General features: G+C 62.0%; 25 protein-coding genes. 2 read left to right on the forward strand and 23 right to left on the reverse strand.

The window, feature by feature from the left end; translation table 11 throughout:
* Window positions 1-39 precede the first annotated feature (39 nt).
* From rplF to rpsL, 21 genes are all read right to left on the reverse strand, one after another.
* Window positions 40-573 carry a 50S ribosomal protein L6 gene (rplF, locus tag FJ543_RS04835; RefSeq protein WP_013895694.1) on the reverse strand — a complete coding sequence of 178 codons (534 nt, stop codon included), beginning with the start codon at window positions 571-573 and terminating at the stop codon, window positions 40-42.
* Window positions 574-661: 88 nt separating this feature from the next.
* Complete coding sequence (rpsH, locus tag FJ543_RS04840; RefSeq protein ID WP_006205453.1) at window positions 662-1,060, reverse strand: 30S ribosomal protein S8; 399 nt, start codon at window positions 1,058-1,060, stop codon at window positions 662-664.
* Between the two features lie 12 nt (window positions 1,061-1,072).
* Window positions 1,073-1,378 (reverse strand): 30S ribosomal protein S14, encoded by a 306-nt coding sequence (gene rpsN / locus FJ543_RS04845; RefSeq protein WP_013895695.1) that lies wholly within the window; start codon window positions 1,376-1,378, stop codon window positions 1,073-1,075.
* Between the two features lie 27 nt (window positions 1,379-1,405).
* Window positions 1,406-1,984, reverse strand: a complete 579-nt coding sequence (rplE, locus tag FJ543_RS04850; protein WP_023773630.1) for a 50S ribosomal protein L5 — start codon at window positions 1,982-1,984, stop codon at window positions 1,406-1,408.
* Window positions 1,977-2,291 (reverse strand): 50S ribosomal protein L24, encoded by a 315-nt coding sequence (gene rplX, locus FJ543_RS04855; RefSeq protein ID WP_015317981.1) that lies wholly within the window; start codon window positions 2,289-2,291, stop codon window positions 1,977-1,979. The genes rplE and rplX overlap by 8 nt, the downstream gene beginning before the upstream one ends.
* A 12-nt stretch (window positions 2,292-2,303) precedes the next feature.
* Complete coding sequence (gene rplN, locus FJ543_RS04860; RefSeq protein ID WP_006205457.1) at window positions 2,304-2,672, reverse strand: 50S ribosomal protein L14; 369 nt, start codon at window positions 2,670-2,672, stop codon at window positions 2,304-2,306.
* Between the two features lie 72 nt (window positions 2,673-2,744).
* A complete protein-coding gene (gene rpsQ, locus FJ543_RS04865) occupies window positions 2,745-2,984 on the reverse strand; it encodes a 30S ribosomal protein S17 (protein WP_010909280.1) in 240 nt (79 codons plus the stop codon).
* Window positions 2,985-2,995: 11 nt separating this feature from the next.
* On the reverse strand, window positions 2,996-3,196 hold the full coding sequence (gene rpmC, locus FJ543_RS04870; protein ID WP_140873996.1) for a 50S ribosomal protein L29: 201 nt from the start codon (window positions 3,194-3,196) through the stop codon (window positions 2,996-2,998).
* Between the two features lie 13 nt (window positions 3,197-3,209).
* Entirely contained in the window at window positions 3,210-3,623 is a 414-nt protein-coding gene (rplP, locus tag FJ543_RS04875) for a 50S ribosomal protein L16 (protein WP_006205460.1), read from the reverse strand.
* Window positions 3,624-3,650: 27 nt separating this feature from the next.
* Window positions 3,651-4,376 carry a 30S ribosomal protein S3 gene (gene rpsC / locus FJ543_RS04880; protein ID WP_013895697.1) on the reverse strand — a complete coding sequence of 242 codons (726 nt, stop codon included), beginning with the start codon at window positions 4,374-4,376 and terminating at the stop codon, window positions 3,651-3,653.
* Window positions 4,376-4,765, reverse strand: a complete 390-nt coding sequence (rplV, locus tag FJ543_RS04885; protein WP_010909277.1) for a 50S ribosomal protein L22 — start codon at window positions 4,763-4,765, stop codon at window positions 4,376-4,378. Before rplV ends, rpsC begins: the two co-directional genes overlap by 1 nt.
* 2 nt (window positions 4,766-4,767) lie before the next feature.
* Window positions 4,768-5,046, reverse strand: a complete 279-nt coding sequence (rpsS, locus tag FJ543_RS04890) for a 30S ribosomal protein S19 (RefSeq protein WP_015317982.1) — start codon at window positions 5,044-5,046, stop codon at window positions 4,768-4,770.
* Between the two features lie 16 nt (window positions 5,047-5,062).
* Window positions 5,063-5,896: a 50S ribosomal protein L2 gene (gene rplB / locus FJ543_RS04895; RefSeq protein WP_015317983.1), complete on the reverse strand. Its 834-nt coding sequence runs from the start codon at window positions 5,894-5,896 to the stop codon at window positions 5,063-5,065.
* A 23-nt stretch (window positions 5,897-5,919) separates the two neighbouring features.
* Window positions 5,920-6,213 (reverse strand): 50S ribosomal protein L23, encoded by a 294-nt coding sequence (locus FJ543_RS04900; RefSeq protein WP_010909275.1) that lies wholly within the window; start codon window positions 6,211-6,213, stop codon window positions 5,920-5,922.
* Window positions 6,210-6,830, reverse strand: coding sequence for a 50S ribosomal protein L4 (gene rplD, locus FJ543_RS04905; RefSeq protein ID WP_015317984.1), 621 nt, complete (start codon window positions 6,828-6,830; stop codon window positions 6,210-6,212). The genes FJ543_RS04900 and rplD overlap by 4 nt, the downstream gene beginning before the upstream one ends.
* A complete protein-coding gene (gene rplC, locus FJ543_RS04910; RefSeq protein WP_015317985.1) occupies window positions 6,830-7,552 on the reverse strand; it encodes a 50S ribosomal protein L3 in 723 nt (240 codons plus the stop codon). Before rplC ends, rplD begins: the two co-directional genes overlap by 1 nt.
* A 61-nt stretch (window positions 7,553-7,613) precedes the next feature.
* Window positions 7,614-7,922 carry a 30S ribosomal protein S10 gene (gene rpsJ, locus FJ543_RS04915; protein ID WP_010909272.1) on the reverse strand — a complete coding sequence of 103 codons (309 nt, stop codon included), beginning with the start codon at window positions 7,920-7,922 and terminating at the stop codon, window positions 7,614-7,616.
* Window positions 7,923-7,991: 69 nt separating this feature from the next.
* Entirely contained in the window at window positions 7,992-9,167 is a 1,176-nt protein-coding gene (gene tuf / locus FJ543_RS04920; protein WP_015317986.1) for an elongation factor Tu, read from the reverse strand.
* Between the two features lie 66 nt (window positions 9,168-9,233).
* Window positions 9,234-11,324 (reverse strand): elongation factor G, encoded by a 2,091-nt coding sequence (gene fusA, locus FJ543_RS04925; protein WP_015317987.1) that lies wholly within the window; start codon window positions 11,322-11,324, stop codon window positions 9,234-9,236.
* Between the two features lie 29 nt (window positions 11,325-11,353).
* Window positions 11,354-11,824, reverse strand: a complete 471-nt coding sequence (rpsG, locus tag FJ543_RS04930) for a 30S ribosomal protein S7 (RefSeq protein WP_008875664.1) — start codon at window positions 11,822-11,824, stop codon at window positions 11,354-11,356.
* 74 nt (window positions 11,825-11,898) lie between these two features.
* Window positions 11,899-12,270, reverse strand: a complete 372-nt coding sequence (rpsL, locus tag FJ543_RS04935) for a 30S ribosomal protein S12 (RefSeq protein ID WP_006333356.1) — start codon at window positions 12,268-12,270, stop codon at window positions 11,899-11,901.
* A 473-nt stretch (window positions 12,271-12,743) separates the two neighbouring features.
* Between rpsL and FJ543_RS04940 the strand changes: the two genes are divergently transcribed.
* On the forward strand, window positions 12,744-13,025 hold the full coding sequence (locus FJ543_RS04940; protein ID WP_015317988.1) for a hypothetical protein: 282 nt from the start codon (window positions 12,744-12,746) through the stop codon (window positions 13,023-13,025).
* A gap of 155 nt (window positions 13,026-13,180) precedes the next feature.
* Window positions 13,181-14,104, forward strand: a complete 924-nt coding sequence (locus FJ543_RS04945; RefSeq protein WP_181173932.1) for a Gfo/Idh/MocA family oxidoreductase — start codon at window positions 13,181-13,183, stop codon at window positions 14,102-14,104.
* A gap of 21 nt (window positions 14,105-14,125) precedes the next feature.
* On the opposite strand, the gene FJ543_RS04950 is transcribed toward FJ543_RS04945, so the two are convergent.
* Together FJ543_RS04950 and rpoC are read right to left on the reverse strand one after the other, a co-directional pair.
* On the reverse strand, window positions 14,126-14,791 hold the full coding sequence (locus FJ543_RS04950) for an O-methyltransferase (RefSeq protein WP_140873999.1): 666 nt from the start codon (window positions 14,789-14,791) through the stop codon (window positions 14,126-14,128).
* Window positions 14,792-14,873: 82 nt separating this feature from the next.
* Window positions 14,874-19,070: a DNA-directed RNA polymerase subunit beta' gene (rpoC, locus tag FJ543_RS04955; RefSeq protein ID WP_140874001.1), complete on the reverse strand. Its 4,197-nt coding sequence runs from the start codon at window positions 19,068-19,070 to the stop codon at window positions 14,874-14,876.
* Between the last annotated feature and the right edge of the window lie 78 nt (window positions 19,071-19,148).

Here is a 19,148-nt window from a genome sequence, read left to right on the forward strand (position 1 = left end):
CCTGTCCGAAAAGTCTGCAACTTTTCAGGGCCAAGCCGATTACTTCTTCTTGCCTTCCTTGCGGACGATCTTCTCGCCAGCGTAGCGGACGCCCTTGCCCTTGTAGGGCTCGGGACCGCGGTATTCGCGGATCTCCGCCGCGACCTGGCCGACCTGCTGCTTGTCGATGCCGGCCACGGTGATTTCGGTCGGCTTCGGCACGGTGATCGTGATGCCGGCCGGCGTCTCGTAGACGACATCATGGCTGAAGCCAAGGGCCAGTTGCAGGTTCTTGCCCTGCAAGGCGGCGCGATAGCCGACGCCGGTGATCTCGAGCTTCTTCTCGAAACCGTCCTTCACCCCCTGCAGGATGTTGACGATCTGCGTGCGCGACATGCCCCACTTGGAGCGGGCGGTCTTGGTCTGGTCGCGCGGCTGGACAGCGATTTCGCTGCCTTCCATCTTGACCAGGACTTCGTCGTTCACCACGAACTTCAGCTCGCCCTTGGGGCCCTTCGCCGTCACGGTCTGGCCATTGACGGTCGCGGTCACGCCCTGCGGCAGCGAAACGGGTTTCTTTCCAATACGAGACATCAGGTTGTCCTCGTCACTTCTCTTGTTTCAGGTCTCTGTCTTCGGGAACGATCCGAAGACCGAATTCCACGTGCGGTAAGCTGCCGGATCAGAAGATCTGGCAGAGGATCTCGCCGCCGACGTTCTGTTCGCGTGCTTCATGGTCGGCCATCACGCCCTTCGGTGTCGAAAGGATGGCAATGCCGAGGCCGTTGGCAACGTGCGGGATCGACTTGGCCGAGACGTAAACGCGGCGGCCGGGCTTCGAAACGCGGGCGATTTCGCGCACGACCGGGGCACCGTCGAAATACTTCAGCTCGATTTCGATCTCGGACTTGCCGTTGTCGAAATCGGTCTGGCTGTAGTCGCGGATATAGCCTTCAGCCTTCAGCACGTCGAGGACGCGGGTGCGCAGACGCGAGGCCGGCGTCGAGACACTCGACTTCTTGCGGCCATAGGCGTTGCGGATGCGGGTCAGCATATCGCCGAGAGGATCGCTCAATGACATGTTATGTCCTCCTTACCAGCTCGACTTGACCAGGCCCGGGATCTGGCCGTTATTGCCGAGGTCCCGAAGCGCGATGCGCGATACTTTGAGCTTGCGATAGTAGGCACGCGGGCGGCCGGTGACTTCGCAGCGGTTGCGGATGCGGATTTTGGCCGAGTTGCGCGGCATGGCGGCAAGCTTGAGCTGAGCGCGGAAGCGCTCTTCCATCGGCTTGGATTGATCCATGATGATCGCCTTGAGCGCAGCGCGCTTGGGACCGTACTGGTCGGCAAGCTTGCGGCGCCTGTTGTTCTTCTCGACTGAGCTGGTCTTTGCCATTTCAGATTTTTCCTTTTCTCGCTGCCGTTACTGGCGGAAGGGGAAGTTGAAAGCCTTGAGCAAAGCCCTGGCTTCGTCGTCCGTCTTCGCAGTCGTACAAACGATGACGTCCATGCCCCAGATCTGATCAACCTTGTCGTAGTTGATCTCCGGGAACACGATGTGCTCCTTGATGCCCATGGCGTAGTTGCCACGGCCATCGAAGCTCTTGGGGTTCAGTCCGCGGAAGTCGCGGACGCGCGGCAGCGCGATGTTCACGAGGCGGTCGAGGAACTCGTACATGCGTTCCTTGCGCAGCGTGACCTTGGCGCCGATCGGCATCTTCTCGCGAACCTTGAAGCCCGCGATCGAATTGCGGGCGCGGGTGACGACGGCCTTCTGGCCGGCGATCATCGCCAGGTCCTCGGCCGCGACCGAAGGCTTCTTCGAATCGGCGGTCGCTTCGCCCACACCCATGTTCAGCACGATCTTGTCGAGGCGCGGAACCTGCATCTCGTTGTCGTAGCCGAACTGCTCCTGCAGCGCCTTGCGGATGGTCTCGTTGTAGACCTGCTTGAGACGCGGCGTGTTGTTGGCAGTCGCCTGCTTGGTTTGAGCCTTAGCCATTGATGACTTCTCCCGAGCGCTTGGCGACGCGCACCTTCTTGCCGTCCTTCTGGAAGACGAAACCGACGCGGGTCGGCTTGCCATCCTTCGGGTCGGCCAGCGCGATGTTCGACAGCTGGATCGGCGCTTCCTTGGTGATGATCCCGCCCTCTTGGGACTGGGACTGCTTCTGGTGACGACGGATCATGTTGACGCCGCGCACCAGCGCGGTGTCATCCTTCGGCTGAACCGAGAGGACTTCGCCCGAACGGCCCTTGTCCTTGCCAGCCAGCACGACGACCTTGTCGCCTTTTCTAATCTTTTGCATTGGTCCGGCTCCTTACAGCACTTCAGGCGCGAGCGAGATGATCTTCATGTGGTTCTTGGCGCGAAGTTCGCGCGGAACCGGTCCGAAGATACGCGTGCCGATCGGCTCTTTCTTGTTGTCGACGAGAACGGCCGCGTTCTTGTCGAAACGGATCACGCTGCCGTCCGGGCGGCGGATGTCCTTGGCCGTGCGAACCACGACCGCCTTCATCACATCGCCCTTCTTAACGCGGCCGCGCGGAATGGCTTCCTTGATCGACACCACGATGATGTCGCCCACGGAAGCGTATTTCCGCTTCGAGCCGCCCAGCACCTTGATGCACATGACACGACGCGCGCCGGAATTATCCGCCACGTCGAGGTTTGTTTGCATCTGAATCATGACTGGCCGCCTTCTTCTTTTCTAACGGGATGGGCTCGAAGCCCCTCCCCGGTCTGTCCAAAATTCGTTTGTTTACGCCTGATCCGAGGATACGACGATCCAGCGCTTATCCTTGGAAATCGGCTTCGATTCCTGGATGAACACCTGATCGCCGACCTTGTGGGCGTTGTTCTCGTCGTGCGCCTTGTACTTCTTGGTCATGCGCACGGTCTTCTTCATCACGGGATGCGTGAAGCGCCGTTCGACCTTGACGACAACCGTCTTCTCGTTCTTGTCGCTGACGACGGTGCCCTGCAGAATGCGCTTTGGCATGGTTTTCGTCCTTAAGCCTTCTTGGCCGCGGACTTTTCCGCAGCGATGGTCTTGATACGCGCAATGTCCTTGCGAACCTGCCTCACGCGCGCGGTCTTCTCGAGCTGGCCGATGGCCTTCTGGAAGCGCAGGTTGAACTGCTCCTTCTTCAGGCTGGCCAGGTCGTCGGTCAGCTGGTCCTGGGTCTTGGTCCGGATGTCTTCGGCTTTCATGATCAGCCCGTCCTTATTCTGCGATGCGCTGTACGAAGCGCGTCCTGACCGAGAGCTTGGCCGCGCCGAGACGCAGCGCCTCACGGGCGGTTTCTTCATTGACGCCGTCGATCTCGAACATGATGCGGCCCGGCTTGACGCGCGCCGCCCAGTAATCGACCGCGCCCTTGCCCTTGCCCATGCGGACTTCGGTCGGCTTCGAAGTGACCGGCACGTCCGGGAAAATGCGGATCCAGACGCGGCCGGCACGCTTCATTTCGCGAGTGATCGCGCGGCGGGCCGCCTCGATCTCACGCGCGGTGACGCGGTTCGGCTCAAGCGCCTTCAGCCCGAAACCACCGAAATCCAGGTTGGTGCCGCCCTTTGCGGTACCATGGATACGGCCCTTGAACTGCTTGCGGAACTTTGTGCGCTTTGGCTGCAGCATCGTTCTAACTCCAAATTCCTAAATGTCTCAGGCGTTTTCGCGACGACGACCGCGTTCGCGATCACCACCACCGCCATGCGCGGCATCACCCTCGGTCGCGCGGCGTTCCGAAGCCATCGGATCGTGCTCGAGGATCTCGCCCTTGAATACCCAGACCTTGACGCCGCAGATGCCATACGCCGTGTTCGCCTCGGCCGTGCCGTAGTCGACATCGGCGCGCAGCGTATGCAGCGGCACGCGACCTTCACGGTACCATTCCATGCGCGCGATCTCGGCGCCGCCAAGACGGCCGGCGCAGTTGATGCGGATGCCTTCGGCACCGAGGCGCATGGCCGACTGCACGGCACGCTTCATGGCGCGGCGGAACGCGATACGGCGCTCGAGCTGCTGGGCAATCGACTGGGCGACCAGGGTCGCGTCGATTTCCGGCTTGCGCACTTCAACGATGTTGAGGTGCGTCTCGGACTTCGTCATCTCCATCAGCTTCTTGCGAAGCTTCTCGATGTCGGCGCCCTTCTTGCCGATGATCAGACCCGGGCGCGCGGCATGGATGGTGACGCGGCACTTCTTGTGCGGACGCTCGATCACGACCTTCGAGATCGCGGCCTGCTTGAGTTCCTTCTCAAGATACTTGCGGATCTTGATGTCCTCATGCAGCAGCTTGCCGTACTCGCCGGTGTTCGCGAACCAGCGCGAATCCCAGGTGCGGTTGATGCCGAGGCGAAGACCGATCGGATTGACTTTCTGGCCCATTATGCGGCCTCCCCTTTTTCTTCGACTTCACGAACGACGATCGTGAGGTGCGAGAACGGCTTCTCGATACGGCTGGCGCGACCACGGCCACGAGCGTGGAACCGCTTCATGACGATCGACTTGCCGACATAGGCTTCCGCCACCACCAGCGCATCGACATCGAGGTCGTGGTTGTTTTCCGCGTTGGCGATTGCCGATTCCAGCGTCTTCTTGACCGTGCCGGAAATCCGCTTGGCCGAGAATTCGAGATCGGAAAGCGCTGTCGCGACCTTCTTGCCGCGGATCAGCGCGGCAACCAGGTTCAGCTTCTGCGGGCTGATACGGATCGTGCGCAACACGGCGCGCGCTTCGTTGTCAGCAAGCCTGCGCGGAGCTTTGGCCTTGCCCATGATTATTTCCTCTTCGCCTTCTTATCCGCGCCGTGACCGTAATAGGTCCGGGTCGGAGCGAATTCACCGAACTTGTGACCGACCATGTCCTCGTTCACCGAAACGGGAACATGCTTCTGGCCGTTGTAGACACCGAAGGTGAGGCCGACGAACTGCGGCAGGATGGTGGAGCGACGGCTCCACATCTTGATCACCTCATTGCGACCGCCTTCACGAACCTTGTCCACCTTCTTGAGAAGGTAGCCGTCGATGAAGGGGCCTTTCCAAATAGAACGAGTCACTTGGCGTTACCTCTTCTTAGCTCTTGCGCTGATGGCGCGAGCGCAGGATGAACTTGTCGGTCGCCTTGTTGGACCGCGTCTTCTTGCCCTTGGTCGGCTTGCCCCACGGGCTGACCGGATGACGGCCACCGGAGGTGCGGCCTTCACCACCGCCATGCGGGTGGTCGACCGGGTTCATGGTCACGCCGCGATTGTGCGGACGCTTGCCACGCCAAACCGTGCGGCCGGCCTTGCCGTCGTTGATGTTGCCGTGGTCCGGATTGGACACGGCACCGACGGTGGCCATGCAGGAGCCGTGAACGACACGCTGCTCGCCCGAGTTGAGGCGCAGGATCGCCATGCCCTGGTCACGGCCGACCAACTGGCCGTAACCACCTGCCGACCGGGCGACCTGGGCGCCCTTGCCCGGCTTCAGCTCGATGTTGTGGACGATGGTGCCGACCGGCATCGAGGCCAGCGGCATCGCATTGCCCGGCTTAACGTCGACCGCTTCGCCAGCCACGATCTTGTCGCCGGGAGCCAGACGCTGCGGAGCGATGATGTAGGACAGCTCACCATCATCATACTTGATCAGTGCGATGAAGGCGGTGCGGTTCGGATCGTATTCAATGCGCTCGACCGTGCCGACAACGTCGAACTTGCGACGCTTGAAGTCGATGATGCGGTACGAACGCTTGTGGCCACCACCAATGAAGCGGGCGGTGATACGGCCGTGATTGTTGCGGCCGCCCGACTTGGTCAGACCCTCGGTCAGGCCCTTGACGGGCTTGCCCTTGTAGAGGCCCGAGCGGTCGACGATGACCAGCTGGCGGGTGCTCGGCGTTACCGGGTTGAATTTTTTCAGTGCCATTGTTGTTGTCCTCGCGGCCTTGCTCAGAGACCCGTCGCGACGTCGATCGACTGGCCGTCGGCCAGCGTCACGATCGCCTTCTTGACGTCGCTCTGGCGGCCGATCGTGCCGCGGAAGCGCTTGATCTTGCCCTTGCGGACAAGCGTGTTCACGGCCATCACCTTGACGCCGAACAGCGCTTCGACGGCGGCCTTGATTTCGGGCTTCGACGCCTTCTTGGCGACGTTGAAGACGACCTGGTTCTGCTCGGAGGCCATGGTCGACTTTTCAGTGATCGCCGGCGAGACGATCACGTCGTAGTGACGAAGGTCGGTCATTTAAAGCGCTCCTCGAGAGCCTCGACGGCGGCCTTCGAAAGGACCAGCGTGCCGCGGCGCAGAATGTCGTAGACGTTGATGCCCTGGATGGGCAGCACGTCGATGTTGGGGATGTTGGTGGCTGCCAGCTTGAAGTTCTTGTCAAGCTCGGCGCCGCCAATCACCAGGGCGTTGGTCAGGCCCAGCGTCGCGAAATTCGCGATCAGCGCCTTGGTCTTGGCCTCGGTCAGCTTCAGCTCGTCGATGATGATGATCGACGCGCTCTTGGCCTTGGCCGAAAGGGCATGCTTGAGGCCGAGCGCACGAACCTTCTTGGGCAGTTCATGCTCATGGCTGCGAACGACCGGGCCGTGGGCCTTGCCGCCGCCGCGGAACTGCGGAGCGCGTGCGGAGTGGTGACGGGCGCGGCCCGTGCCCTTCTGCTTGTACATCTTGGCACCGGTGCGCGCGATTTCGGCGCGGCCCTTGGCCTTGTGCGTGCCCTGCTGCTTCTTGGCAAGCTGCCAGCGCACGACGCGCTGCAGGATGTCCTCGCGCGGATCAAGGCCGAAAATTCCGTCGGAAAGTTCCACCTTGCCGGCGTCTTTGCCGCCGAGCGTTGTGATCTTGAGATCCATTATTCCGCTCCCTCTGTGGCCGGAGCCTCGTTCTTAGCAGCTGCCGCAACGGCGCGGATCGCGGCGGGCTTCGGCGCATTGGCCGGTAGTGCCACCTTGGCCGCGTCGCGGACCAGGATCCAGGCGCCCTTCGATCCGGGAACCGCACCGCGGATCAGGATAAGGCCGCGGTCGGCATCGGTCGAAACGACCTCGACATTCTGTGTCGTCACGCGGGTGTCGCCCATGTGACCAGCCATATGCTTGCCCTTGAACACCTTGCCCGGGTCCTGGCGCTGACCGGTCGAGCCGTGTGTACGGTGCGAGACCGAGTTACCGTGGGTCGCGCGGCCACCACCCATGTGGTGGCGCTTGATGACGCCCTGGAAACCCTTGCCGATCGTCGTGCCCGTCACATCGACCTTCTGGCCGGCGACAAAATGGTCGACGGTGATCTCGGCGCCGACGTCGATCATGTTGTCGGCAGAGACGCGGAACTCGGCGACCTTCGCCTTCGGCTCGACGGAGGCGGTCGCGAAATGGCCGCGCATCGCCTTCGACGTGTTCTTCACCTTGGCGAGGCCAACGCCGAGCTGAACGGCGGTGTAGCCATTCTTCTCCTGCGTGCGCTGTGCCACGACCTGGCAGTTCTCCATCTGGAGAACGGTGACGGGAACATGTTCCCCGGCATCATTATAGATGCGGGTCATTCCCACCTTCTTTGCAATCACACCTGAACGCATCGGTTCAATTCCTTTAGAGTTCCGGGCCAGGGGCACCGCCCCTTACCGCGCTCTCATTCCCTTAGAGCTTGATCTCGACGTCGACGCCGGCGGCCAGATCGAGCTTCATCAAAGCATCGACCGTCTGCGGGGTCGGATCGACGATGTCGAGCAGACGCTTGTGCGTGCGCATCTCGAACTGCTCGCGGCTCTTCTTGTCGACGTGGGGCGACCGGTTGACCGTGAACTTTTCGATCCGCGTCGGCAGCGGAATGGGGCCGCGGACGTTTGCCCCGGTGCGCTTGGCCGTCGACACGATTTCCTTCGTCGAGGCGTCAAGCACGCGGTGATCAAACGCCTTCAGGCGGATGCGGATATTCTGTCCGTTCATGCGTCACTTCCTTGTTCTGGCGCGGCGCGGGCAACTCCGGCGCCCGCGACAGATCGGTTTAAGTCCAAATTACTCTTTGATGGTGACGACGATGCCGGCACCGACGGTGCGGCCGCCTTCACGGATGGCGAAGCGCAGCTTCTCTTCCATGGCGATCGGCACGATCAGCTCGACATCGACCGTGATGTTGTCGCCGGGCATCACCATCTCGGTGCCTTCCGGCAGCGACACGATGCCGGTCACGTCGGTCGTGCGGAAGTAGAACTGCGGACGGTAGTTGGTGAAGAACGGCGTGTGACGGCCACCTTCGTCCTTGGTCAGGATGTAGGCTTCGGCCACGAACTTCTTGTGCGGCTTCACCGTGCCCGGCTTGGCCAGAACCTGGCCGCGCTCGACACCTTCACGATCAACGCCGCGCAGCAGCGCGCCGATGTTGTCGCCAGCCTGGCCCTGGTCGAGCAGCTTGCGGAACATTTCCACGCCCGTGCAGGTCGTCTTGGTCGTCGGACGGATGCCGATGATCTCCAGTTCCTCGCCGACCTTGACCACGCCGCGCTCGACGCGGCCGGTGACGACCGTGCCGCGGCCCGAGATCGAGAACACGTCCTCGATCGGCATCAGGAACGGCTTGTCCAGCGGACGAACCGGCGTCGGGATGTAGGCGTCGACCGCAGCCATCAGCTCGCGGATCGCGTCCTCGCCGATCTTCTTGTCCGAATCTTCGAGTGCAGCCAGCGCCGAACCCTTGACGATCGGAATGTCGTCGCCGGGGAATTCGTTCTTCGACAGCAGTTCGCGAACCTCGAGCTCGACCAGTTCGAGCAGCTCGGCGTCGTCGACCTGGTCGACCTTGTTCAGGAACACAACGATCGACGGCACGCCGACCTGACGGGCAAGCAGGATATGCTCGCGGGTCTGCGGCATCGGGCCGTCGGCGGCCGACACGACCAGGATCGCGCCGTCCATCTGCGCGGCACCGGTGATCATGTTCTTCACATAGTCGGCGTGGCCGGGGCAGTCGACGTGGGCATAGTGGCGGTTGGCGGTCTCGTATTCGACGTGAGCCGTCGAGATCGTGATGCCGCGCGCCTTCTCTTCAGGCGCCGCGTCGATCTGGTCGTAGCGCTTGTATTCGCCAAAATACTTGGTGATCGCCGCCGTCAGCGACGTCTTGCCATGGTCGACGTGACCAATCGTGCCGATGTTCACATGAGGCTTGGTGCGCTCGAATTTACCTTTTGCCATGTGATGTCTCCAATCCTGCTCGCCCGTGAGGGCCTTGATTTAAGTTACTGCTGCAACCCGTCGGGGCTACGCGTATTTCTTCTGGACTTCCTGGGCGACCGCGGTCGGCACAGGCTCGTAGTGATCGAACTGCATCGTGTAGGCCGCGCGGCCCTGGCTCATCGAGCGCAGGTTGTCGACATACTTGAACATGTTGGCGAGCGGCACCATCGCGTTGATAACCACCGCGACGCCACGTGCTTCCTGGCCCTGGATCTGACCGCGACGGCCGTTCAGGTCACCGATGACGCTGCCGACGTAATCTTCCGGCGTGACGACCTCGACCTTCATGATCGGCTCGAGCAGCTGTACGCCGAGCTTGGGCGCGGCTTCACGGAAGCAGGCACGGCCGGCGATTTCGAAGGCGAGCACCGAGGAGTCGACGTCGTGGTATGCGCCGTCGATGAGCGTCGCCTTGACGCCGATCATCGGGAAGCCCGCGAACGGACCCGACGACATGACGCTGTTGATGCCCTTTTCGACACCCGGGATGTATTCCTTCGGAACAGCACCGCCAACGATCTTGGTATCGAATTCGAACTCGGGGCTTTCCGGGTTCGGCTCGAACAGGATCTTGACGCGGGCGAACTGACCGGTACCGCCGGTCTGCTTCTTATGCGTGTAGTCCTGCTCGTGCTTGCGAGTGATCGTTTCACGGTAAGCCACCTGCGGCGCACCGACGTTGGCTTCAACCTTGAACTCGCGGCGCATGCGGTCGACGATGATGTCGAGGTGAAGCTCGCCCATGCCAGAAATGATGGTCTGGCCTGATTCCTCGTCGGTCTTGACGCGGAAGGAGGGGTCCTCGGCGGCCAGGCGATGAAGGGCCAGGCCCATCTTTTCCTGGTCGTTCTTGGTCTTCGGCTCGATGGCGATCTGGATGACCGGATCGGGGAATTCCATGCGCTCGAGGATGACCGGGTGCAGCGGATCGCTCAGCGTATCGCCGGTGGTGGTGTCCTTGAGGCCGGCCAGGGCGACGATGTCGCCGGCAAAAGCCTCTTCGACGTCGGCGCGCGAGTTCGCATGCATCTGAAGCATGCGGCCAATGCGCTCCTTCTTGCCCTTCACGGTGTTGTCAACCGAGATGCCCTTGGTGAGCTTGCCCGAGTAGATACGGGCAAAGGTCAACGAACCGACGAACGGGTCGTTCATGATCTTGAAGGCGAGCATCGAAAGCGGCTCGTTGTCGTCGGCGTGACGCTCGATCTCGGCATCGGTCTTGGCATCGACGCCCTTGATGGCCGGAACATCGGCCGGCGACGGCAGGTATTCGACGACGGCGTCGAGCAGCGGCTGCACGCCCTTGTTCTTGAAGGCCGAGCCGCAGAACATCGGGTAGAACTTCACCGCGATGGTGCCCTTGCGGATCAGCGCGCGGATCTCGTCATTCGACGGCATCTTGCCTTCGAGGTAATTCTCAAGCGCCGTCTCGTCCATTTCGACGGCGGCTTCGATCATCTTCTCGCGATATTCTTCCGCACGAGCCTGAAGGTCGGCCGGGATCTCGACGACGTCCCAGGCAGCGCCCAGCGTCTCGTCGCGCCAGACCAGTGCATTCATCTCGACCAGGTCGACGACGCCCTTGAATTCGGTCTCGGCGCCGATCGGCAGCTGCATGACGACGGCATGTGCGCCGAGGCGCGAACCGATCATTTCGACCGAGCGATAGAAGTCGGCGCCAATCTTGTCCATCTTGTTGCAGAAGATCATGCGCGGAACGCGGTACTTGTCCGCCTGGCGCCAGACGGTTTCCGTCTGCGGCTCGACACCGGCATTGGCATCGAGCAGCGCAATGGCGCCGTCGAGCACGCGCAGCGAACGCTCGACTTCGATGGTGAAGTCGACGTGTCCGGGGGTGTCGATGATGTTGAAGCGGTGCATCTTGCCGTCACGAGCCTTCCAGAAGGTCGTGGTCGCGGCGGACGTGATGGTGATGCCGCGCTCCTGCTCCTGCTCCATCCAATCCATGGTGGCAGCGCCGTCGTGCACTTCGCCGATCTTGTGCGACTTGCCCGTGTAATAGAGGACGCGCTCGGTGGTCGTCGTCTTGCCGGCGTCAATATGCGCCATGATACCGAAATTGCGGTAGTCTTCGATTTTGTATTCGCGGGCCATCGTAGCTGCCTCTCAGTCTCGTTCGCGCTTTACCAGCGGTAGTGCGCGAAAGCGCGGTTGGCTTCTGCCATCTTGTGGGTGTCTTCACGCTTCTTCACGGCGGTGCCGCGGTTGTTGGCCGCGTCCATCAGCTCGCCGGAGAGGCGGTCGACCATGGTGGTCTCGTTGCGGTTGCGGGCCGCGGCGATCAGCCAACGGATCGCCAGCGCCTGGCGGCGCTCGGGGCGCACGTCGACCGGAACCTGGTAGGTGGCGCCGCCGACGCGACGCGAACGCACTTCCACATGCGGCGCGACATTGTCGAGCGCCTGATGGAAGACGGTGACCGGCTCCTGCTTGGTCTTCGACTGGACCTGGTCCAGCGCGCCGTAGACGATGGTCTCGGCAACCGACTTCTTGCCGTCATACATGACGGCATTCATGAACTTGGTGACGATCAGATCGCCGAACTTGGGATCCGGGTTGATCTCACGCTTTTCTGCACTGTGACGACGCGACATGGCTTTTGTCTCTCAATCTCGTAGCCCGGCGCATTCAAGCAGCACCAAGGCCGAAAAATCTTACTTCGGACGCCTTACTTCGGACGCTTGGCGCCGTACTTCGAACGGCGCTGCTTGCGGTTCTTCACACCCTGCGTGTCGAGCACGCCGCGGATGATGTGGTAGCGCACGCCCGGAAGATCCTTGACGCGGCCGCCGCGGATCATGACCACGGAGTGCTCCTGAAGGTTGTGACCTTCGCCGGGGATGTAACCGATCACTTCAAAACCATTGGTCAGGCGGATCTTGGCCACCTTGCGCAGCGCCGAGTTCGGCTTCTTCGGCGTCGTTGTATAGACGCGCGTGCAGACGCCCCGCTTCTGCGGGTTCTGCTGCATGGCCGGGACCTTGTTGCGCTTCACCGGCGCAATGCGCGGCTTGCGGATCAGCTGGTTGACGGTAGGCATTAAACCCTCTTGTCTCTCAATTCCGTGTCTCGTGCCGGTCAAGGCTCGCTCAAAGCGTCATTTCCATACGCAAATTCGGGCCACAAACCGCGCCTCGCGGTCTTGCCCGAACAAATCGCAGAGGAAGCGGAAACCGCTTCGTGCACGCCGGAAATGTCTTTTCGCTCGTAAAACGAACCCTGTTTGAGGCAAACTCCAAAGCGTGTCGCTTCGGAAGGGAGAGCCTCACATCGGTTCTGACTGGGCGGCTTCTACTCGTAAGCCCGCGAACCGTCAAGCCCGCAGTGGCAAATATTGCATCGAAGCCGGGACTTGGCAGCCATGCGAAAACCGCATGTAATTTTCTTTCGCGATTTTGCAATGCCGAGGAAGAAAGTGACCGGCTTTTGGCTTTTGCGCGCCCTTTCTCTATGCGAAAAGGCGGCCTGAGCACTCAACATCCCCTCGCCCGCCCTTGCCAGGAGGAATCAGCCGTGAACGACAATGAAGAACGCCCGGTCACCATCATCACCGGCCGGGTGTGGAAGCGCAAAGGCGGCAAGGTGGAAGGCGTGCATGTCATGCTGGTCGCTCCTGACGACGATTCGGCGGTGCGACGCGCCCTCGAATCGCTGGCGGCGGAAGGTTACGCCGAGGCCGAGCTGGACCAGATCGGCGATATGGACGGGGTGCCCGACGACGAGCCGCATCTGTCGGCCTACCAGGGCGCGCTCGAAGGCGAAGTGTCGATCGTCACCTTCGACGCGCCGATCTGATCATGGGCGTGTCATGGGCGCGGTGTCCTTCCTTGCCGTGCTTGCCGTGACGCGATTCGTTTGGATAGCCGGCACGGCCGACGCTTGCCCGTCATGGCCGATCTGCTAAGAGACGCGCAGTCGTCCAATCCCGGCGGAGCCTCATGTCCTCATCCATCTCGCCCATCAGAATCGGCATTGTCGGCGTCGGCAAGATCGTCCGCGACCAACACCTTCCCGCCCTGGCCAAGGATCGGGATTACCAGCTGATCGCGGCGGCCAGCCGGCACGGCAAGGTCGATGGCATTGTGAATTTCCCCGACATCGAGACGATGCTTGGCGTGGTCCCCGAACTCGATGCAGTGTCGCTGTGCATGCCGCCGCAGTTCCGCTATGAAGCCGCGCGCAAGGCGCTCGAGGCTGGAAAGCACGTTTTCCTGGAAAAGCCGCCCGGTGCCACGGTCAGCGAGGTCGAGGACCTGAAGGCGCTCGCGGCGAAACAAGGCGTCTCACTGTTCGCAAGCTGGCATTCGCGCTACGCGCCGGCGGTCGAAGCGGCGCGGACATTCCTCGCTTCGACCAAAATCAAATCGGCGGCGATCGTCTGGAAGGAAGATGTGCGCCGCTGGCACCCAAACCAGGACTGGATCTGGCAGCCTGGCGGCTTCGGCGTCTTCGATCCCGGCATCAACGCGCTGTCGATCGCAACCTACATCCTGCCGGCAATGTACATCACTTCGGCCGTGCTCGACTTTCCGGCGAACCGTGACGCGCCGATCGCGGCCCAGGTCGCGTTCCGGGCCGCGAACGGATCGGATGTGACGATGGATCTCGACTGGTTGCAGACCGGACCGCAGAGTTGGGACATCCTGGCCGATACGGATGCCGGACAGATGGTGCTCTCGGGTGGCGGCTCGAAGCTCGCCGTCGATGGCAATATCGTACACGAGGAGCCGGAAGCGGAATATCCGATGCTCTACCGGCGCTTTGCCGAAATCGTGCACGCCGGGACGTCGGATGTGGACCTTGCGCCGCTCCAGCACGTCGCCGACGCCTTCATGCTGGGCAAGCGCAACGTGGTCGAGGCGTTTTTCGACTGATGTCGCTGGGCCGCCCTGGTATCAGTCGACAATCGCAATCGCAAACCCGTCATAGCCCTTGGCGCCCACCGTCTGGATGGCGGTGCCGTCCAGACGGTGGGCTCCACCGATGAATGAAAATGCCGCGCGGGCGCCCTCGACATTGGCATCGCGTCCATCTTCATCCAGAACGGCACCATCGCGGATGACGTTGTCGCAGACGATGACCGCTCCTGACCGCGACAACCGCAAGGCCCAGGCCAGATAGTTCGGGTTGTTCGGCTTGTCCGCGTCGATGAAGATGAGATCGAACGGGCCGGCATTCTCGCCGCCCAGTTCTGTGAGCGACTGGAGCGCCGAACCGACACGCAGTTCCACACGGTCCGCAACCCCTGCCCGCTCGAAATTCGAACGCGCGACCTTGGCATGGTGCGGATCGAGTTCGAGTGTCACGACCTTGCCGTCAGCAGGCAATCCCCGCGCCATCCAGATGGTCGAATAGCCACCCAGCGTGCCGATCTCGAGCACCTTCTTCGCGCCGCTGATGCGCACCAGCAGCGAGAGCAGCTTTCCTTGCGCCGCCGAGACGTCGATCGCCGGCAGGCCCTGCCCGCGGTTGGCCGCCAGAACCGCGTCGAGAACGGGATCCGCCTCGAAAAGAGAAGAAACGATGTAGTCATCGACAGCCGTCCAGGTCTTCGTGTTCATCCGCTTTCCTCCGATCGCAAAAATGAAAAAGCCGCCGGGTTGCCCCGACGGCTTCTGTTGCCTGAGATTTTTGCCGCCGCGCCTACTGCGCGGCCGTTGTCATGTCCGCCAGCATCGGCTCGGCGACTTCCACACCGGAGGCCTTGCGGCGCTCGTCGATGATCAGTTCGTCGCGCGAGGTGGCGATGCGCCGGATCTGGCTCATCGTGCCGCCGGTACCGGCGGGGATCAGCCGGCCGACGATGACGTTTTCCTTCAAGCCCTGCAGCATGTCGGTCTTGCCGGCAACCGCGGCTTCCGTCAGCACCCTGGTCGTCTCCTGGAAGGAGGCGGCCGAGATGAAGGACGGCGTCTGCAGCGATGCCTTGGTGATGCCCAAGAGCACCGGCTGGCCTTCGGCCGGCTTCTTGCCGTCCTCGACCAGGCGCTCGTTGACCTCTTCCAGTTCGATCACGTCGACGTGGTCGCCCGGGATATAGGTCGAGTCGCCCTGCACCGTGATCTCGACCTTCTGCAGCATCTGGCGAACGATCACCTCGATGTGCTTGTCGTTGATCGAGACGCCCTGCAGGCGGTAGACTTCCTGGATCTCGTTGACGAGGTAGGAAGCAAGTGCCTCCACGCCCTTGATCGCCAGAATGTCGTGCGGCGCCGGATTGCCGTCGAGGATGTAGTCGCCCTTCTCGATGACGTCGCCGTCCTGGAGATGGAACGGCTTGCCCTTCGGGATCAGGTACTCGACCGGCTCGAGCGTCGAGTCATGCGGCTCGATGATAATACGGCGCTTGTTCTTGTAGTCGCGGCCGAAGCGGATCGTGCCATCGATCTCGGCGATGATGGCGTGATCCTTCGGACGACGTGCCTCGAACAGTTCGGCAACACGCGGCAGACCGCCGGTGATGTCCTTAGTCTTGGCGCTTTCCATCGGGATACGCGCCAGCACGTCGCCGGGGCGAACCTGAGCACCCGGCTCGACCGAGAGAATGGCCTCGACCGAGAGCAGGAAGCGGGCCTCGCCACCCTTCGACAGCTTGCCGACCTTGCCCTTGGTGTCCAGGATGGCAATCGCGGGCTTGAGGTCGTTGCCACGCGGCGTCGAACGCCAGTCGATGACCTCACGCTTGGTGATGCCGGTCGATTCGTCGGCCGTTTCCTGAACGGAAATGCCGTCGACCAGATCCTCATACGACACCTTGCCCTCGATTTCAGTGAGGACAGGACGGGTATAGGGATCCCACTCGGCGATACGCTGACCGCGCTTCACCTTGTCGCCATCGTCCACGAAGATGCGCGAACCATAGGTGACACGGTGCGTGGCGCGCTCCTTGCCGGCTTCGTCGAGGATCAGAACCGCCATGTTGCGGCCCATGACCATCTGCTGGCCGTCCGAGTTGCGCACCACGTTGCGGTTGCGGATCTCGACCTTGCCCTCATAGGAGGCTTCAAGGAACGAGCTATCCACCACCTGCGCCGTACCGCCCATGTGGAAGGTACGCATGGTGAGCTGCGTGCCCGGCTCGCCGATCGACTGCGCCGCGATGACGCCGACGGCTTCGCCCTGGTTGACCGGGGTGCCGCGGGCCAGATCGCGTCCGTAGCAGACCGCGCAGACGCCGATCCTGACTTCGCAGGTCAGGGCCGAGCGGATGCGGACCGACTGCACGCCGGCTTTTTCGATCTGCTCGACGTCACGCTCGTCCATCAGCGTTCCGGCCTTGACCAGAACCTCGCCCGACACCGGATGGGTGATGTCGTCGAGCGATGTACGGCCCAGTACGCGCTGGCCGACCGAAGCGACGACCTGACCAGCATCGACGATCGGCTGCATGGTGAGGCCCTTGTCGGTGCCGCAATCCACGGAGTTGACGATGCAGTCCTGCGCCACGTCGACCAGACGACGGGTGAGGTAACCCGAGTTCGCCGTCTTCAAGGCGGTATCGGCCAGACCCTTGCGGGCGCCGTGGGTCGAGTTGAAGTACTCGAGCACGGTCAGGCCTTCCTTGAAGTTCGAGATGATCGGCGTCTCGATGATTTCACCCGACGGCTTGGCCATCAGGCCGCGCATGCCAGCGAGCTGGCGCATCTGGGTGGGCGAGCCGCGCGCACCGGAGTGCGACATCATGTAGATCGAGTTCATCGGCTTCTGACGGCCGTTGTCCTCGAACTCGACCGCCTTGATGCGGGCCATCATTTCGTCGGCGACCTTTTCCGAGCACTTGGCCCAGGCGTCGACGACCTTGTTGTACTTCTCGCCCTGCGTGATCAGGCCGTCATTGTACTGCTGCTCGTACTCCTTGGCCAAAGCCTCGGTGTCCGACACCAGCTTGATCTTGGTGTCCGGGATCAGCATATCGTCCTTGCCGAACGAAATGCCGGCACGGCAGGCATGGGCAAAGCCGAGCGCCATGATGCGGTCGCAGAAAATGACCGTCTCCTTCTGACCGCAATGGCGGTAGACGGTGTCGATCATCTTGGAGATGTTCTTCTTGGTCATCTCCTGGTTGGCGGTCTCATAGGGCACATTGACGTTCTTCGGCAGAAGCTCGCCAATGATCATGCGGCCAGGCGTGGTGTCATGGATCTTCGACACGACCTTGCCTTCGGCGTCGACCGTGCGGAAGCGGCCCTTGATCTTGGCGTGCAGGGTCACGGCCTTGGTCTCGAGCGCGTGCTGGAGTTCGCCCATGTCGGCAAACACCATGCCCTCGCCCGGCTCGTTCTGGTTGACGATCGAGAGGTAGTAGAGACCCAGGACCATGTCCTGCGACGGCACGATGATCGGCGCGCCGGAAGCCGGGTGCAGGATGTTGTTGGTCGACATCATCAGCACGCGGGCTTCCAACTGCGCTTCCAGCGACAGCGGCACGTGAACGGCCATCTGGTCGCCGTCGAAGTCGGCGTTGAAGGCCGTGCAGACCAGCGGGTGAAGCTGGATCGCCTTGCCTTCGATCAGGATCGGCTCGAACGCCTGGATGCCGAGGCGGTGCAGCGTCGGAGCGCGATTCAAGAGAACCGGATGCTCGCGGATGACCTCATCGAGGATATCCCAGACTTCCGGACGCTCCTTCTCGACCAGCTTCTTGGCCTGCTTGACGGTCGAGGAGTAACCCTTGGCGTCGAGACGGGCGTAGATGAAGGGCTTGAACAGTTCGAGCGCCATCTTCTTCGGCAGGCCGCACTGGTGCAGCTTGAGCTCCGGACCGGTGACGATGACCGAGCGTCCGGAATAGTCGACGCGCTTGCCGAGCAGGTTCTGACGGAACCGGCCCTGCTTGCCCTTGAGCATGTCGGACAGCGACTTCAGCGGACGCTTGTTGGCGCCGGTGATGACGCGGCCGCGACGGCCGTTGTCGAACAGCGCATCGACGGCTTCCTGCAGCATGCGCTTTTCATTGCGCACGATGATGCCCGGCGCCCGCAGCTCGATCAGCCGCTTCAGGCGGTTGTTGCGGTTGATGACGCGGCGGTAGAGATCGTTCAGATCGGACGTCGCGAAACGACCGCCGTCCAGCGGGACGAGCGGGCGCAGGTCCGGCGGGATCACCGGAACCACCTTCATGATCATCCATTCCGGACGGTTGCCGGATTCCATGAAGTTCTCGACGACCTTGAGCCGCTTCAGATACTTCTTCTGCTTCAGCTCGGACGTGGTCGACGCCAGTTCCGAACGCAGGTCGCCGGCGATCTTCTCCAGGTCCATGCCGGCCAGAAGGTCATGAATGGCCTCGGCGCCGATCATGGCGGTGAAACTGTCCTCGCCATATTCGTCGACGGCGATCATGTACTCTTCCTCGCTGAGCAGCTGGTGCTCCTTCAGCGCGGTGAGGCCAGGCTCGGTGACGATGTAGTTCTCGAAGTAGAGGACGCGCTCGATATCCTTCAGCGTCATGTCGAGCAGGGTGCCGATGCGCGAGGGCAGCGACTTCAGGAACCAGATGTGAGCGACGGGAGCCGCCAGCTCGATATGGCCCATGCGCTCGCGGCGGACGCGCGACAGCGTGACTTCGACGCCGCACTTCTCGCAGATGACGCCCTTGTACTTCATGCGCTTGTACTTGCCGCACAGGCATTCATAGTCCTTGATCGGGCCAAAAATGCGCGCGCAGAACAGACCGTCACGCTCCGGCTTGAAGGTGCGGTAGTTGATGGTCTCCGGCTTCTTGATCTCGCCGAACGACCAGGACAGAATCTTCTCAGGGCTGGCAAGCGAAATCCGGATGGAATCGAACACCTGCGCAGGCGCCTGCGGATTGAAGAGATTCATGACCTCTTGGTTCATGCCGTTCTCCTTTTCGGGGTCCTCGAAAACCCCTTGCATCTAACGCGGGCCGAATGCCCGCTGAGTGGTCGGCCCACC

This window comes from Mesorhizobium sp. B2-5-7, from assembly GCF_006440875.1.
Classification (GTDB): Bacteria; Pseudomonadota; Alphaproteobacteria; order Rhizobiales; family Rhizobiaceae; genus Mesorhizobium; species Mesorhizobium australicum.